The following is a 15,992-nucleotide window of genomic DNA, read 5'->3' as shown; positions in this document are numbered from 1 at the left end:
TGTGGGGTTGTTCGTGGTTTCAGAACCAACACAGTGGACGCGAGCAACTGAGGACAAGCCCTCGGCCTATTAGTACCAGTCACCTCCACCCGTTACCGGGCTTCCAGATCTGGCCTATCAACCCAGTCGTCTACTGGGAGCCTTAACCCCTCAAAGGGGGTGGGAACACTCATCTCGAAGCAGGCTTCCCGCTTAGATGCTTTCAGCGGTTATCCCTCCCGAACGTAGCCAACCAGCCATGCCCTTGGCAGAACAACTGGCACACCAGAGGTTCGTCCGTCCCGGTCCTCTCGTACTAGGGACAGCCCTTCACAATGTTCCTGCGCGCGCAGCGGATAGGGACCGAACTGTCTCACGACGTTCTAAACCCAGCTCGCGTACCGCTTTAATGGGCGAACAGCCCAACCCTTGGGACCGACTCCAGCCCCAGGATGCGACGAGCCGACATCGAGGTGCCAAACCATCCCGTCGATATGGACTCTTGGGGAAGATCAGCCTGTTATCCCCGGGGTACCTTTTATCCGTTGAGCGACGGCGCTTCCACAAGCCACCGCCGGATCACTAGTCCCGACTTTCGTCCCTGCTCGACCCGTCGGTCTCACAGTCAAGCTCCCTTGTGCACTTACACTCAACACCTGATTGCCAACCAGGCTGAGGGAACCTTTGGGCGCCTCCGTTACTCTTTAGGAGGCAACCGCCCCAGTTAAACTACCCATCAGACACTGTCCCTGATCCGGATCACGGACCCAGGTTAGACATCCAGCACGACCAGACTGGTATTTCAACGACGACTCCCACCGAACTGGCGTCCGATGATCAAAGTCTCCCAGCTATCCTACACAAGCCGAACCGAACACCAATATCAAACTGTAGTAAAGGTCCCGGGGTCTTTCCGTCCTGCTGCGCGAAACGAGCATCTTTACTCGTAGTGCAATTTCACCGGGCCTATGGTTGAGACAGTCGAGAAGTCGTTACGCCATTCGTGCAGGTCGGAACTTACCCGACAAGGAATTTCGCTACCTTAGGATGGTTATAGTTACCACCGCCGTTTACTGGCGCTTAAGTTCTCAGCTTCGCCACCCCGAAGAGTGACTAACCGGTCCCCTTAACGTTCCAGCACCGGGCAGGCGTCAGTCCGTATACATCGCCTTACGGCTTCGCACGGACCTGTGTTTTTAGTAAACAGTCGCTTCTCGCTGGTCTCTGCGGCCACCCCCAGCTCATGAAGTAAATTCAATCACCGGTGATGGCCCCCTTCTCCCGAAGTTACGGGGGCATTTTGCCGAGTTCCTTAACCATAGTTCACCCGAACGCCTCGGTATTCTCTACCTGACCACCTGAGTCGGTTTAGGGTACGGGCCGCCATGAAACTCGCTAGAGGCTTTTCTCGACAGCATAGGATCATCCACTTCACCACAATCGGCTCGGCATCAGGTCTCAGCCTTAATGTGCGACGGATTTGCCTATCGCACGGCCTACACCCTTACCCCGGGACAACCACCGCCCGGGATGGACTACCTTCCTGCGTCACCCCATCACTCACCTACTACAGATCTGGTTCGCCGGCTCCACCACTTTCCATTCCCCGAAGGGTCCGGAACGGCTTCACGGACTTAGCATCGCCTGGTTCGATGTTTGACGCTTCACAGCGGGTACCGGAATATCAACCGGTTATCCATCGACTACGCCTGTCGGCCTCGCCTTAGGTCCCGACTTACCCTGGGCAGATCAGCTTGACCCAGGAACCCTTAGTCAATCGGCGCACACGTTTCCCACGTGTGTATCGCTACTCATGCCTGCATTCTCACTCGTAAACCGTCCACGACTGGCTTCCGCCGCCGCTTCACCCGGCATACGACGCTCCCCTACCCATCACAACACCCGTTGGGGCTTCTGCTGCAATGACACGACTTCGGCGGTACGCTTGAGCCCCGCTACATTGTCGGCGCGGAATCACTAGACCAGTGAGCTATTACGCACTCTTTCAAGGGTGGCTGCTTCTAAGCCAACCTCCTGGTTGTCTCTGCGACTCCACATCCTTTCCCACTTAGCGTACGCTTAGGGGCCTTAGTCGATGCTCTGGGCTGTTTCCCTCTCGACCATGGAGCTTATCCCCCACAGTCTCACTGCCGCGCTCTCACTTACCGGCATTCGGAGTTTGGCTAAGGTCAGTAACCCGGTAGGGCCCATCGCCTATCCAGTGCTCTACCTCCGGCAAGAAACACACGACGCTGCACCTAAATGCATTTCGGGGAGAACCAGCTATCACGGAGTTTGATTGGCCTTTCACCCCTAACCACAGGTCATCCCCCAGGTTTTCAACCCTGGTGGGTTCGGTCCTCCACGAAGTCTTACCTCCGCTTCAACCTGCCCATGGCTAGATCACTCCGCTTCGGGTCTTGAGCGCGCTACTAAAACGCCCTATTCGGACTCGCTTTCGCTACGGCTTCCCCACACGGGTTAACCTCGCAACACACCGCAAACTCGCAGGCTCATTCTTCAAAAGGCACGCAGTCACGACGCACTGAGTAAACTCAATGCGCGACGCTCCCACGGCTTGTAGGCACACGGTTTCAGGTACTATTTCACTCCGCTCCCGCGGTACTTTTCACCATTCCCTCACGGTACTATCCGCTATCGGTCACCAGGGAATATTTAGGCTTAACGGGTGGTCCCGCCAGATTCACACGGGATTTCTCGGGCCCCGTGCTACTTGGGTGTCTCTCAAACGAGCCGTCAATGTTTCGACTACGGGGGTCTTACCCTCTACGCCGGACCTTTCGCATGTCCTTCGCCTACATCAACGGTTTCTGACTCGCCTCACAGCCGGCAGACTGTGAAAGAGAGATCCCACAACCCCGCATACGCAACCCCTGCCGGGTCTCACACGTAAACGGTTTGGCCTCATCCGGTTTCGCTCGCCACTACTCCCGGAATCACGGTTGTTTTCTCTTCCTGCGGGTACTGAGATGTTTCACTTCCCCGCGTTCCCTCCACACACCCTATGTGTTCAGATGTGGGTGACAGCCCATGACGACTGCCGGGTTTCCCCATTCGGAAACCCCCGGATCAAAGCCTGGTTGACGACTCCCCGGGGACTATCGTGGCCTCCCACGTCCTTCATCGGTTCCTGGTGCCAAGGCATCCACCGTGCGCCCTTAAAAACTTGGCCACAGATGCTCGCGTCCACTGTGCAGTTCTCAAACAACGACCAACCACCCGTCACAACCCACCAGAGCGGATTTTTACCGGGGTCGGCACTGAAGGCAGCCAAACGGCCATACCCTCAGACACCCAACAGCGTGCCCGACCATGTCCCGCCCGGAGATCATGCTTTCCACGCCCTCTTGCGAGAGCAGTACTTGCAAGCCTCCGACCCGTGAACCCGGCCGAATAATCAACGTTCCACCCATGAGCAACCACCGTCGAACGTGTGCCGACGTAATGGCCCTGGACGCCGACTCCGAAGAGCTGGCGCCTAGATGCTCCTTAGAAAGGAGGTGATCCAGCCGCACCTTCCGGTACGGCTACCTTGTTACGACTTCGTCCCAATCGCCAGTCCCACCTTCGACAGCTCCCTCCCTTACGGGTTGGGCCACCGGCTTCGGGTGTTACCGACTTTCGTGACGTGACGGGCGGTGTGTACAAGGCCCGGGAACGTATTCACCGCAGCAATGCTGATCTGCGATTACTAGCAACTCCGACTTCATGGGGTCGAGTTGCAGACCCCAATCCGAACTGAGACCGGCTTTTTGAGATTCGCTCCGCCTCACGGCATCGCAGCTCATTGTACCGGCCATTGTAGCACGTGTGCAGCCCAAGACATAAGGGGCATGATGACTTGACGTCGTCCCCACCTTCCTCCGAGTTGACCCCGGCAGTCTCCTGTGAGTCCCCAACCCTCCGAAGAGGTTGCTGGCAACACAGAACAAGGGTTGCGCTCGTTGCGGGACTTAACCCAACATCTCACGACACGAGCTGACGACAGCCATGCACCACCTGTACACCGACCACAAGGGGGCGACCATCTCTGGCCGTTTCCGGTGTATGTCAAGCCTTGGTAAGGTTCTTCGCGTTGCGTCGAATTAAGCCACATGCTCCGCTGCTTGTGCGGGCCCCCGTCAATTCCTTTGAGTTTTAGCCTTGCGGCCGTACTCCCCAGGCGGGGAACTTAATGCGTTAGCTGCGGCACCGACGACGTGGAATGTCGCCAACACCTAGTTCCCACCGTTTACGGCGTGGACTACCAGGGTATCTAATCCTGTTCGCTCCCCACGCTTTCGCTCCTCAGCGTCAGTAATGGCCCAGAGATCCGCCTTCGCCACCGGTGTTCCTCCTGATATCTGCGCATTTCACCGCTACACCAGGAATTCCGATCTCCCCTACCACACTCTAGTCTGCCCGTATCGAATGCAGACCCGGGGTTAAGCCCCGGGCTTTCACATCCGACGCGACAGACCGCCTACGAGCTCTTTACGCCCAATAATTCCGGACAACGCTTGCGCCCTACGTATTACCGCGGCTGCTGGCACGTAGTTAGCCGGCGCTTCTTCTGCAGGTACCGTCACTTGCGCTTCTTCCCTGCTGAAAGAGGTTTACAACCCGAAGGCCGTCATCCCTCACGCGGCGTCGCTGCATCAGGCTTGCGCCCATTGTGCAATATTCCCCACTGCTGCCTCCCGTAGGAGTCTGGGCCGTGTCTCAGTCCCAGTGTGGCCGGTCGCCCTCTCAGGCCGGCTACCCGTCGTCGCCTTGGTGAGCCACTACCTCACCAACAAGCTGATAGGCCGCGGGCTCATCCTGCACCGCCGGAGCTTTCAACCCCCACCCATGCGAGCAGAAGTATCATCCGGTATTAGACCCCGTTTCCAGGGCTTGTCCCAGAGTGCAGGGCAGATTGCCCACGTGTTACTCACCCGTTCGCCACTAATCCCCACCGAAGTGGTTCATCGTTCGACTTGCATGTGTTAAGCACGCCGCCAGCGTTCGTCCTGAGCCAGGATCAAACTCTCCGTGAATGTTCACCGGTAATCCGGTTGACACCACGAGAGCGGAACAGTCAGGCGGAATAAGCCCGACCGTTCACAGCGTCCTCGCTGTGTTGTATTACTTCAAAGGAACCTCGACCACCACGAATGTGATGGACGGGGTATCAACATATCTGGCGTTGATTTTTGGCACGCTGTTGAGTTCTCAAGGAACGGACGCTTCCTTCGTACTCACCCAAGAATTTCTCTCAGGTTTTCCTCTGGGCGCTTCCCTTCGGTGTTCCAAACTCTATCAGTGTTTTTCCGTCTCCCTGACCATCGTTCAGCAGGCATGCAAAACGAGACCCCGGGATAGGATCTGACAAGTTGGGTGCTGCCAGGCAAAGGCACTTGATCACGTCACTCGGCCTCAGGCAGGAGTACGACTGTACACGGGCGCTCGGAGCACGCGCAAATCGATTGCGTGGTGCTCTACGGACGTCAACCGCCGTCTCTCGCACGGAACCGGCACTTCATATGACATACGCTGCTCAACAGTGTGCCGTCCGGGACAGGCAGTGACGGCCGGTATGAATCTCCACCCCGGGAGGCTTCCCTTGACCACCGTGACGTCCCCTCTTGCAGGGCGTGCCATCGGACTCGCCGCCGTGCCGGATCCGGTCTTCTCCGGAGCCATGGTCGGCCCCGGCACCGCGATCGACCCCGTGCGTGAACCTTCGGAGGCCGTCGCCCCTGTCTCCGGAGTCATCGTCTCGCTCCACCCGCATGCCTTCGTCGTCGTGGACGACGAAGGCCACGGTGTGCTCACCCACCTTGGTATCGACACCGTGCAGCTCAACGGCGAGGGCTTCGAACTGCTCGTCAACAAGGGCGACACAGTGACGCGTGGTCAGAGCGTGGTGCGCTGGAACCCTGCCGCCGTCGAAGCTGCCGGCAAGTCGCCGGTGTGCCCGATCGTGGCGCTCGAGGCCACCACCGATTCCCTCTCCGATCTCGTCGAAGACGGCGCCGTGAAGGCCGGCGACAGCCTCTTCGGTTGGCAGTGACGTCAGCCGGACGATGACGGCAGGCAGGAAAACCACCGCGGCGGCGGGACCCGCCGCACTAACGGAGACGGGTGAGATGGAGACAACGCTGCGAGGCGTCGGTGTGAGCCACGGTGTGGCGATCGGCGAGGTTCGGCACATGGGAACGGCGGTGCTCGAACCGCCTGCGAAGCAGATTCCGGCCGAGGACGCGGAGCGCGAACAGGGGCGCGCCCGCCAGGCCGTGGATGCTGTGGCTGCGGACCTGAATGCGCGCGGCAATCTGGCCGGCGGCGAAGCCCAGGCGGTGCTCGAAGCGCAGGCCATGATGGCCCAGGATCCCGACCTGATGGCAGACGTGGAGCGGCGAATAGCGGTCGGGAGCACGGCCGAGCGCGCTGTGTACGACGCGTTCGCCGCCTACCGCGCTCTGCTGGCGGGTGCCGGGGAGTACCTCGCCGGTCGCGTGGCCGACCTCGACGACGTGCGGAATCGTATCGTCGCTCGTCTGCTCGGAGTGCCCATGCCCGGGGTCCCCGACAGCGACGAGCCGTACGTCCTGATTGCTCGTGACCTCGCGCCCGCCGACACGGCGCTGCTGGACCCCACTCTGGTGCTCGGCTTCGTCACCGAGGAAGGCGGGCCGACCAGCCACAGCGCGATCCTGGCGCGGGCCCTCGGGGTCCCCGCTGTGGTGGCGTTGCCCGGTGCGGGTGAGCTGGCCGAGGGCACGGTGATCGCCGTGGACGGCAGCACGGGCGAGATCTTCGTGGAACCCAGTGCGGAGAAGAAGGCGCAGTTGGAGGCGGCAGCGGCCCAGCGCAAGGCGGCGCTGGCTGCCTCGACCGGGCCCGGCGCGACCTCCGACGGTCACAAGGTGCCGCTGCTGGCGAACGTCGGCGGGCCTGCGGACGTACCGGCTGCCGTCGAGGCCGGGGCCGAGGGTGTCGGTCTGTTCCGTACCGAGTTCCTGTTCCTGGACGACAGCAAGAGCGCGCCGTCCGAGGCGAAGCAGATCGAGGCGTACCGGCAGGTCCTCGAAGCGTTCCCCGAGGGGCGTGTCGTCGTACGGGTGCTCGACGCGGGTGCGGACAAGCCGCTGGACTTCCTGACGCCGGCCGACGAGCCGAACCCGGCTCTGGGCGTGCGAGGTCTTCGGACCCTGCTCGATCACCCCGATGTGCTGCACACACAGTTGACGGCACTCGCGAAGGCCGCGGAGGGTCTGCCGGTCTATCTCGAGGTCATGGCCCCGATGGTCGCGGACCGAGCCGACGCCAAGGCGTTCGCGGACGCGTGCCGCGCGGCCGGGCTGCAGGCGAAGTTCGGTGCCATGGTGGAGATCCCGTCGGCCGCGCTGCGGGCGCGCTCGATCCTGCAGGAGGTCGAGTTCCTGTCCTTGGGGACCAACGACCTCGCGCAGTACACCTTCGCCGCCGACCGTCAGGTGGGTGCGGTCTCTCGTTTGCAGGATCCGTGGCAGCCCGCGCTGCTCGACCTCGTCGCGCTGTCCGCCGACGCGGCACGGGCCGAGGGCAAGAGCTGTGGTGTGTGTGGCGAGGCGGCGTCGGACCCGTTGCTCGCGTGTGTGCTGACCGGTCTGGGTGTCACCTCTCTTTCCATGGGCGCGGCTTCGATTCCTTATGTGCGGGCGTCACTGGCGAAGTACACGCTGGCGCAGTGCGAGCGGGCCGCTGCGGCGGCACGGGCTGCGGACAGCGCCGAAGAGGCGCGCGACGCTGCTCAGGCGGTGCTGTCGGGCGAGTGAGCGGGCGGCCGGCGCCGAGTCGTTGGACAGACCGGCCCGGTGCAGATCGTCGGCTCGTCGAGGGGCGTCCCACTTCTGGTGGGGCGCCCCTCGCCCGTTGTTCGTTCAGTGGGCGTGGCCTGTGGTGGGTTCCTCTCCTCCGAGGTCGGGGGGTGTGCAGTAGTCGACGTCCGATTCCGGGGAGATGAGGTCGCCTGATTCGGCGTCGGTGCAGTAGGCGTCGAAGACCTCGCCGGCCGTCAGGGGCTCGACGCCGTTTCCGCGCAGGCGCCAGCCGTAGATGCGGTCGGTGGTCCCGGGTGCGGTGGTGCGCATGACGAGTCCTCCGGGACTCTGGGAGGCGATGCCGAGGGCCAGGACCGTGGTGAACTCGAGGACTTCGGCCTCGTCGAGTTCCGTGGCGCCCTCGCTGTCGTCGTCGGCGTGGAGGACGGCGACCAGTGTTTCGGCTGGTGTCGTGACGCTGCAGACGAGGTGCCTGTTTCCCTGCGGGGCGGTGTCGAGGATGCGGACCAGAAGGTTCGAGGCACGGGCGAAGGCCGCGTGGCCGATGTCCTCGCCGCAGGATGCGCAGGCGCCGATGCGGGCCAGGAGTGTGGCGGCGTACTCCCAGGTCGCCTGTCGGACGGCCTCGTCGACGAGGTCCGGGACGAGTTCGGCGAGGGGCTGACCGTCGTACGGGACGGTGGGGCCCGTGGTCGCGAGTTCCGCTGTGAAGCGGGTGCGGCTGGACGGGGCGTCCGGGTCGAGGCCGGTCGCGGTGCAGAACTCTGCGTACTCCTCGGGGTCGAAGAGTGCGACGGTGGTGTGGTTGCCCTGGGCGGCAAGGCTCTTCAGGAGAGCTTCCACCTCGCGGAGGTAGGCCCTGTGGTTGTCGAAGGTGAAGCTGCGGTAGCGCCGCATCGCCCGGAAGTCGTGCTCGTCGGTGAGCAGGCCGATGGTGCCCGCGATTTCGCGGCGCAGAACGCGCCGCATGGTCGAGTGCCTGGTGTTCGCCATGGTTCCCCCTGTGCGCAGTCGATCAATGCTCACTCACAGTAACCGGAGCCACTGACAATCGGGTTCGGGTCAGGCGGTCGCGGACGAGGCGGTGCTGGATCACGCAGGTCACGGCGATGCCGGCGCCGAAGCAGGTCCAGCCGACGGGGCCGGTGGCGATGGCCGCCGTGACGGCGAGTGGACCGATGCTGCGTTGGACGGCTTGGGCGAGTCCATGGACTCCGAGGTACGAGCCCTGGGCACTGTCGGAGGCGAGGGCGACGGAGAGTTCCCAGGAGACGGTGGCGTGGAGCATCTCGGCCAGGGTGAAGGCGGCGGCGGAGGCGGTGAGGAAGAGCGTCGCGGAGCCAGTCGTACCGGTTGCCGAGAGGGCCATGGTGATGCCGCCCAGGGCGAAGACCGTGGACAGTGGGAGCAGGAGCCTACGAGCGGCCTTGGTGGTGGCACCGAAGCGGGCCAGGGGGACTTGGAGGGCAACCACCATCACGTTGTTGAGGACCATCAGCAGTGGGGCGAGGCCGGTCGGTGCGTTGCCGGTGTGGGCGATCCAGAGGGGCAGGCCGACCTTGAAGACCGCGTCGTCGAGGAAGAGGACGGTCTCGGTGGCGACGTAGGCGAGGTAGGTGCGATCGCGCCAGGGGTTCGCCGGTCTGGTCGTGGGCGTGGGGTCGGAGGACGTGGCTACCGTGCGGGAGGGCGAAGGGGGTTCGGCGCAGCGGAGGGTGAGTGCCGCGGTGGCGACGAACGAGAGTGCGTCGCCGACGAGCAGCCATTGGTACGCCGTGGCGGTGCCGAGGGCCAGAGCCGCAGCGGCTGTGAGGCCTCCCAGGGCCCAGCCCGCGTTGGCTGCCGTCCGGTTGACCGCCTGATAGCGGACGCGGTCCGGGCCGGCGACGCGGGTGGCGTAGAGCTTCGTGATGACGCTCGACGCGCGGTCACCGAAGCCGCCGACGGCCGTACATGCGAGGAGCACGGCGTAGTGGTCGGTCGTGAGCAGGGTGAACGAGGCCAGGGCGCGCATCACTTGGACGGCGATCAGGACGCGGGTGAGCGGAAAGCGGTCGGCGAGACGGCCGCCCATGGGTGCCCCGGCAATGCCGATGACTCCCGCGGCGGCGACGAGAGTGCCGACCTCGGCGATGGATAGGCCTGCGACGTAGGTGAAGTACAGGACGGAGACGGATGCCCACAGGCCGCTGCCGACGCGGTCGACGAGGGTGATCAGGAGCATTCTGCGGCCGTCGAGGCATCCTGGGACGCGGTCGGTCCAGGCTGACGCGCGGCGCAGTGGATTCACGTCTCCCCCTTGCTTCGATTTATGTACTGATACATAATCTTCAACGTGGCAACACAATATGGGATCAGTGGTACGACGGCCAAGGGGATTGCCTCGTCCGTCGAACGAGGCGTGTCCGAGGGGTCGTTGGGGCCGGGGGCCGCGCTGCCTCCGGTGCGTCGGCTCGCCGATGAACTGGGGGTGAGTCCGGGGACGGTCGCGACGGCTTACAAGGAGCTACAGCGGCGCGGGATCGTGGTCACGCGCGGCCGGGGCGGGACCGTGGTGGCGGCGGCTCCGGCGGTTGCCTCACGGCGGCCTCCCAAAGTCCCGGAGGGACTGCGCGACTTGGCCGGCGGGCACCCGGATCCCGATCTGCTCCCCCAGTTGGTGCCGCCCTCACGCCTGTCTCCTGGTGCCCGCGCGCATCGCGCGACACCCCGGCTGACTCGTCTGGAACACGTCGTCCGGGAGTGGTTCGGGCCCGACGGGGTGCCGACGGACCACGTGGCCTTCGCCCACGGGGCGCTGGATCTGATCGGGCGGCTGCTGTCGGTGGAGTTGCGGCCCGGCGATGCGGTGGCCATGGAGGACCCCGGCTACCACCATCTGCTGGATCTGGTGACCGCGTTGGGGCTGCGCAACGTCCCCGTTGCCGTGGACGACGAGGGGCTGCTTCCGGAAGCGCTGAGAGAGGCGTTGCGGGCGGGCGTACGGGCCGTTGTGTGCAGCCCGCGCGCGCAGAATCCGCGCGGGGGGTGTTTCTCGGCGGCGCGAAGGGACGCGCTTGTCGCGGTGCTTCGGGAGGAACCTGAGGTCCTCGTGGTCGAGAACGATCACGCGTCCGCCGTAGCGGACGCGCCCCTGTACACGCTGACCTCGGGCGGTCTGGCCCGGTGGGTGCACGTCCGTACGGTGAGCAAGTTCCTCGGGACCGACCTGCGGTGGGCCGCGGCGGCCTGTGACCCGACCACACTGGCCCGGCACGACGGACGGATGCTGCTGACGTCCGGCTGGGTCAGCCATCTGCTCCAGGAGACCGTGTACGGGCTGATGACGGACGACGGCACGCGCGCGTTGGTCGCCAGTGCGCGGGAGACGTACTCGCTGCGGCGGAACGCGCTGCTGCGGGAGCTGGGCCGGCACGGGATCCCGGCTCAGGGGGCGAGCGGGATGAATGTGTGGGTGCCCGTGCCGGACGAGTCCGCCGTGGTGAACGGGCTGCGGTCGTACGGCTGGTGGGTCGCGGCCGGGGCGCGGTTCCGGCTCGCGTCCGGGCCCGCGGTGCGGATCGCGGTGGCTGACCTCCAGCCGGCCGACGCGGTGCGGCTGGCCTCGGACTTCGCAACCGTGCTGGTCGAGTCCGAGGCCACCTACGGTGGTTGACCGCTGTTCCCGAATGCCGGTCAGGAGCGCTTGCGGGCCAGTTCCTCGTAGAAGCGCAGCAGGTCGAGGTTGTCGATGGAGCCGGGGTTGACGGCCTTCTCCAGGGGACTGCCCTGGAGAAGGCGCTTCACCGGGACCTCGATGCGTTTGCCGGTGAGGGTGTGCGGAACTCCGGGGACCTCGATGACCTCGTCGGGGACATGGCGCGGGGAGAGCTGTTCCCGGATGGTCTGTTTGATGCGGTTCAGCAGGGCCTCGTCGAGGACGGCTCCGGGCGCGAGATGGACGAAAAGCGGCATCCAATAGCCGCCGTCGGGCTGTTCCACGCCGATGACGAGGGATTCCTTGATCTCGGGGAGTCGCTCGACGGCTTCGTAGATGTCGGCCGATCCCATGCGTACGCCCTGGCGGTTGAGCGTGGAGTCGGAACGGCCGTGGATGATCACGGAGCCGCGCGAGGTGACGGTGATCCAGTCGCCGTGGCGCCAGACTCCGGGATAGGTGTCGAAGTAGCTGTCGTGGTACCGGCTGCCGTCGGGGTCGTTCCAGAAGTGGATGGGCATGGACGGCATGGGGTTGGTGACCACAAGTTCGCCGACCTCGTCCACGAGGGGTTTTCCGCTCGGGTCCCAGGACTGGAGGTCGGTGCCCAGTCCGGGCGCCTGGAGTTCGCCGATGTGCACCGGAAGGGTCGGTACGGCTCCTGCGAAGCAGGAGCACACGTCCGTGCCACCGCTGACCGAGGCGATCCACAGTGCGGCCCCGCTCTCCGCGAACTCGTCGTGCAGCCAGCGGAATCCGTCGGGGGGCAGCGGTGATCCGGTGGTGGCGACGCACTGCACCTTGGAGAGGTCGAAATCCCGGGCCGGGTGCACGTCGGCCTTGCGGCAGGCCATGACGTACGCGGCCGAGGTGCCGAAAAGGGTCGCGCCCGTGCGTTCGGCGATCCGCCACTGGGCGCCCGTGTCGGGGTAGCCGGGGCTGCCGTCGTACAGGACGATCGTCGTCCCCGTCAGGAGGCCGGAGACGAGGAAGTTCCACATCATCCAGCCGGTGGAGGTGTACCAGAAGAAGCGGTCCTCCGGCCCCAGGTCGCAGTGCAGGCCCAGTTGTTTGAGGTGCTCGACGAGGATGCCGCCCTGGGACTGGACGATGGCCTTGGGGAGGCCGGTCGTGCCCGAGGAGTAGAGCACCCACAGGGGGTGGTCGAAGGCCACCTGTTCGTAGGCGGGTGTCACGTCGGCGGAGGTGAGGGCGGACCATTCCAGCGCGCCTTCGGGGGCCTCGGTGCCCAGCAGCGGGATGTGGACGACGGCACGCAGGGTGGGCAGTTCGCGGCGGAGTTCGGCGACCGTGTCGCGGCGGTCGTGCTCATTGCCGCCGTAGCGGTAGCCGTCGACGGTGAACAGCACGACCGGTTCGACCTGCTGGAAGCGGTCGAGGACGCTGCGCGCACCGAAGTCGGGGGCGCAGGACGTCCATACGCCGCCCACCGCGGCCGTGGCGAGCAGGGCGACCACTGCTTGCGGAACGTTCGGGAGATAGCCGCTCACGCGGTCTCCTGGGCGTACTCCGAGGTCACGCAGCTCGGCGGCGAGGGAGCCGACCTGGCGGCGCAGCTCGGACCAGGTCACCGGGCGGGGTTCGTGGGTCTCGTCGACGTACAGGAGGGCCGGTTCGTCCGCGCGGGTGTCCGCGGCCCGCAGGGCGTGCTCGGCGTAGTTGAGGGTCGCCCCGGGGAACCATTCCGCGCCGGGCATCGAGCGATCGCCGAGCACGCGCGCGTAGGGCGTCGAAAAGCCCACGTCGAACCACTCGGTGACGGCTTGCCAGAACGTGTCGAGCCGGTCCACGGACCAGCGGTGCAGAGCCGCGTAGCCGCCGTCGGCGGGGGCTCCGTGTCGTTCGGCCGCCCAGGCCTGGAACTTGGTGATCCTGGCCCGGGCGACCCGTTCTCGGTCCGGCTGCCAGAGAGGCGTGGGGTTCGTGGTGGACATGGGGCGGCTCCCGGAACAGTGCGCGTGACACGGCTGACACGGACCATGCCATCTGATCGACTCCGACACCAGGGTGCGCCTCGCGGGCGTCGTGTCGTGGAGATGAAGATGTGCTCATTGCCGGGGTGAACGGATGCTGAACGGAACGTATGTCGGGCGAAGTCAGTGGCAGGCTGAACAGCATGGACAGTCGTGACCTGGTGCGTTCGGTGAAGGCGGTCGGTTCGGCGGGGGCGGCACACGGGCTGCGTACCGTACGGGCCGCGTGGCGCAGCAGGCGTGCCGACGCCGCCGGGCTGCCGCCTCGGGGTACCGAGCGCGCGCGGGTGCCGGGGGCCGTGCGGGACGTGACACCGGGGCCCGGTGGTGGTGTCGTCCGGTTCGCGCGGGCCGAGCTGCGGATCACCGTCGCCGTCAACGGGGCGGTCTTCTGGGGCTGGGACGGTGCCGGTCCCGAGCCGTCGTACGCGCTCACGGGCCGCTGCCCGGAGCCGGATCCCCGTGCCTCGCTGGAGCCGGACAAGGACGGTGGCTGGCGGGTCGTGGCCGAGCGGGTGACGGTCGTGGTCTCGCGGCACGGTGCGGTGGAAGTGCTCACCCCCGGAGGGGTGAGCCTGCGACGGGAACTGCCGCCCCGCTGGTGGGAGCCCGTGGGCGGTGGCACGAGCCGATGGATGCAGCGCTCCGAAGTGGCCGCGGACGCGCGGTTCTTCGGGCTCGGCGGGCGCGCGTCGGGACTTCGGCTGCGCGATGGGACGTACCGCCTGTGGAACACGGATCCCGGTCGGGCCTTCGGTCCCGGCGACGATCCGCTGTACATCACCATGCCGGTGCAGTTGGTGGTGGCCGACGCGGCGACCCATCTGGTGTTCCAGGACACCTCCTGGGACGGCACGGTGACCCTGCGGGAGGGCGAGGAGGGCGCGGGTTCCGGCCATGACCGGGCCGGGACGTGCGAACTGCGGATGGACGGCGGGCCGCTGCGCTGCTGGATGATGGTGGGCACCCCCGCGCGCGTGCTGCACACCTGGGCCCTGCTCACGGGTGCGCCCGCGGTGCCGCCCTCCTGGGCGCTGGGCCACCACCACGCGCGCTGGGGCTTCGGCGGCGAGCAGGGAGTGCGACGGATCGTCGCGGGCTATCAGGAGCACGATCTGCCGCTCGACGCGGTCCATCTCGACATCGACCACTTCGACGGGCACCAGGCGTTCACCGTCGACCAGGAGCAGTTCCCCAAGTTGCCGGCCCTCGCCGAGGATCTGCGGCGCGACGGGATCCGGCTGGTGTCGATCGTCGACCCGGCGATCAAGGCCGAGCCGGGCAACGCCGTGTACGACAGCGGGAGCGCCGAGGACGCGTTCGTACGGGACGCGTCGGGGCAGCTCGTCCGGGGAGTCGTGTGGCCCGGGGAGTCGGTCTACCCCGACTTCACGCACGCGCGCGTGCGTGCCTGGTGGGGCCGGATGTACGCGGAGCGGCTCGGGCAGGGGTTCGCGGGTTTCTGGCACGACATGAACGAGCCCACGTCGTTCACCGCCTTCGGGGAGTCGACCCTGCCGCGTTCGGCCCGCCACGCGCTGGAGGGGCACGGTGGCGACCATCGTGAGGCGCACAACGTGTACGCCCTGTGCATGTCCAGGGCCGCCTACGAGGGGCTGCGCGAACTGGCGCCCGAGGAGCGGCCGTTCATATTCTCCCGCTCAGGGTGGGCCGGTATGCAGCGCTACGGAGGGACGTGGTCCGGGGACGTGGCGACGGGCTGGCCGGGGCTGCGGGCATCACTGTCGCTGGTCATGGGCCTCGGGCTGTGCGGGGTGCCCTACTCGGGTCCGGATGTGGGCGGCTTCGACGGAAGCCCGTCGCCCGAGCTGTATCTGCGGTGGTTCCAACTGGGCGCCTATCTGCCGCTGTTCCGTACGCACGCGAGTCTGCGGGCGGGGCGCAGGGAGCCCTGGGAGTTCGGCGCGGACGTCCTGGCCCACGCGCGCGTGGTGCTCGTCGAACGCCGGCGTCTGCTGCCGTACTTCATGACGCTGGCGCATCTGGCGCGGCGCACGGGGGCACCCTATGTACGGCCGTTGTGGTGGGGGGCGCCGGAGGACCGGGCGCTGCGGGACTGCGAGGACGCCTTTCTGCTGGGTGACTGTCTTCTGGTGGCGCCGGTGCTCGACCTGGGTGCGGACCGGCGTTCGGTGCAGCTGCCGCGCGGGCGGTGGTACGACACGGTGACGGAGCAGGCGTACGAGGGGCCCTGTCAGGTGCTGGTCGACGCCCCTTTGTCGCGGATTCCGGTGCTCGCGCGCGCGGGAGCCGTCGTACCCGTGCGGGGCGCCGACGGCGGCCTGGAGCTTGAGGTGTGGGCGCCCGCCCTCGGGCGTACCGGGGGCGGGCTGGTGGTGCCGGACGAGGGGGACGGGTGGGAGGAGGCGGACATCGAGCGGTACGTCACGCGTTGGGAGGGGCGGCGAGTGGTCGTCGAGCGGGACGGGGAGGACGGCGTGAGCGAGCCGTCCCACCCCGTGCGCGTGCGGGGACTCGCCGCGCGCTGAGCGG

The 15,992-nt window shown here is 66.0% G+C and carries 7 protein-coding genes and 2 rRNA genes; 4 read left to right on the top strand and 5 right to left on the bottom strand.

All coding sequences use genetic code 11. The features are described 5' to 3' along the window. Positions 1-49: 49 nt before the first annotated feature. Positions 50-3,172, bottom strand: a 23S ribosomal RNA gene (locus OG787_RS41590). 321 nt (positions 3,173-3,493) lie between these two features. Further along, positions 3,494-5,018: ribosomal RNA gene (locus OG787_RS41585) — 16S ribosomal RNA — on the bottom strand. The 16S and 23S rRNA genes sit together here, the layout of an rRNA operon. 566 nt (positions 5,019-5,584) lie before the next feature. Between OG787_RS41585 and OG787_RS41580 the strand changes: the two genes are divergently transcribed. Continuing rightward, positions 5,585-6,034, top strand: coding sequence for a PTS glucose transporter subunit IIA (locus OG787_RS41580; RefSeq protein ID WP_369032124.1), 450 nt, complete (start codon positions 5,585-5,587; stop codon positions 6,032-6,034). A gap of 76 nt (positions 6,035-6,110) precedes the next feature. Then, positions 6,111-7,781 (top strand): phosphoenolpyruvate--protein phosphotransferase, encoded by a 1,671-nt coding sequence (gene ptsP, locus OG787_RS41575; protein WP_369032123.1) that lies wholly within the window; start codon positions 6,111-6,113, stop codon positions 7,779-7,781. A 105-nt stretch (positions 7,782-7,886) separates the two neighbouring features. On the opposite strand, the gene OG787_RS41570 is transcribed toward ptsP, so the two are convergent. Continuing rightward, positions 7,887-8,780, bottom strand: a complete 894-nt coding sequence (locus OG787_RS41570) for a hypothetical protein (protein ID WP_369032122.1) — start codon at positions 8,778-8,780, stop codon at positions 7,887-7,889. 22 nt (positions 8,781-8,802) lie between these two features. After that, positions 8,803-10,077 (bottom strand): MFS transporter, encoded by a 1,275-nt coding sequence (locus OG787_RS41565; RefSeq protein WP_405538749.1) that lies wholly within the window; start codon positions 10,075-10,077, stop codon positions 8,803-8,805. A 45-nt stretch (positions 10,078-10,122) separates the two neighbouring features. Between OG787_RS41565 and OG787_RS41560 the strand changes: the two genes are divergently transcribed. Beyond that, positions 10,123-11,442, top strand: a complete 1,320-nt coding sequence (locus OG787_RS41560) for an aminotransferase class I/II-fold pyridoxal phosphate-dependent enzyme (protein WP_405538747.1) — start codon at positions 10,123-10,125, stop codon at positions 11,440-11,442. 20 nt (positions 11,443-11,462) lie between these two features. Here OG787_RS41560 and OG787_RS41555 read toward each other — a convergent pair whose 3' ends face one another. Continuing rightward, the gene (locus OG787_RS41555) at positions 11,463-13,439 is read right to left on the bottom strand and encodes an acetoacetate--CoA ligase (protein ID WP_405538746.1); all 1,977 of its coding nucleotides are present in this window, start codon (positions 13,437-13,439) and stop codon (positions 11,463-11,465) included. 182 nt (positions 13,440-13,621) lie between these two features. On the opposite strand from OG787_RS41555, the gene OG787_RS41550 reads away from it, so the two are divergent. After that, positions 13,622-15,988 (top strand): TIM-barrel domain-containing protein, encoded by a 2,367-nt coding sequence (locus tag OG787_RS41550; RefSeq protein WP_405538745.1) that lies wholly within the window; start codon positions 13,622-13,624, stop codon positions 15,986-15,988. The last annotated feature ends 4 nt before the right edge of the window (positions 15,989-15,992 follow it).

Origin of the sequence: Streptomyces sp. NBC_00075 (genome assembly GCF_045041225.1) — a bacterium.
In the GTDB taxonomy this organism is placed as follows: Bacteria; Actinomycetota; Actinomycetes; order Streptomycetales; family Streptomycetaceae; genus Streptomyces; species Streptomyces adonidis.
This window is presented reverse-complemented; position numbering and strand designations above follow the sequence as displayed.

Coding starts and splice junctions, on each gene's coding strand:
- ptsP (WP_369032123.1), top strand. CDS start 6,111: ATGGAGACAACGCTGCGAGGCGTCGGTGTGAGCCACGGTGTGGCGATC.
- OG787_RS41570 (WP_369032122.1), bottom strand. CDS start 8,780: ATGGCGAACACCAGGCACTCGACCATGCGGCGCGTTCTGCGCCGCGAA.
- OG787_RS41555 (WP_405538746.1), bottom strand. CDS start 13,439: ATGTCCACCACGAACCCCACGCCTCTCTGGCAGCCGGACCGAGAACGG.
- OG787_RS41550 (WP_405538745.1), top strand. CDS start 13,622: ATGGACAGTCGTGACCTGGTGCGTTCGGTGAAGGCGGTCGGTTCGGCG.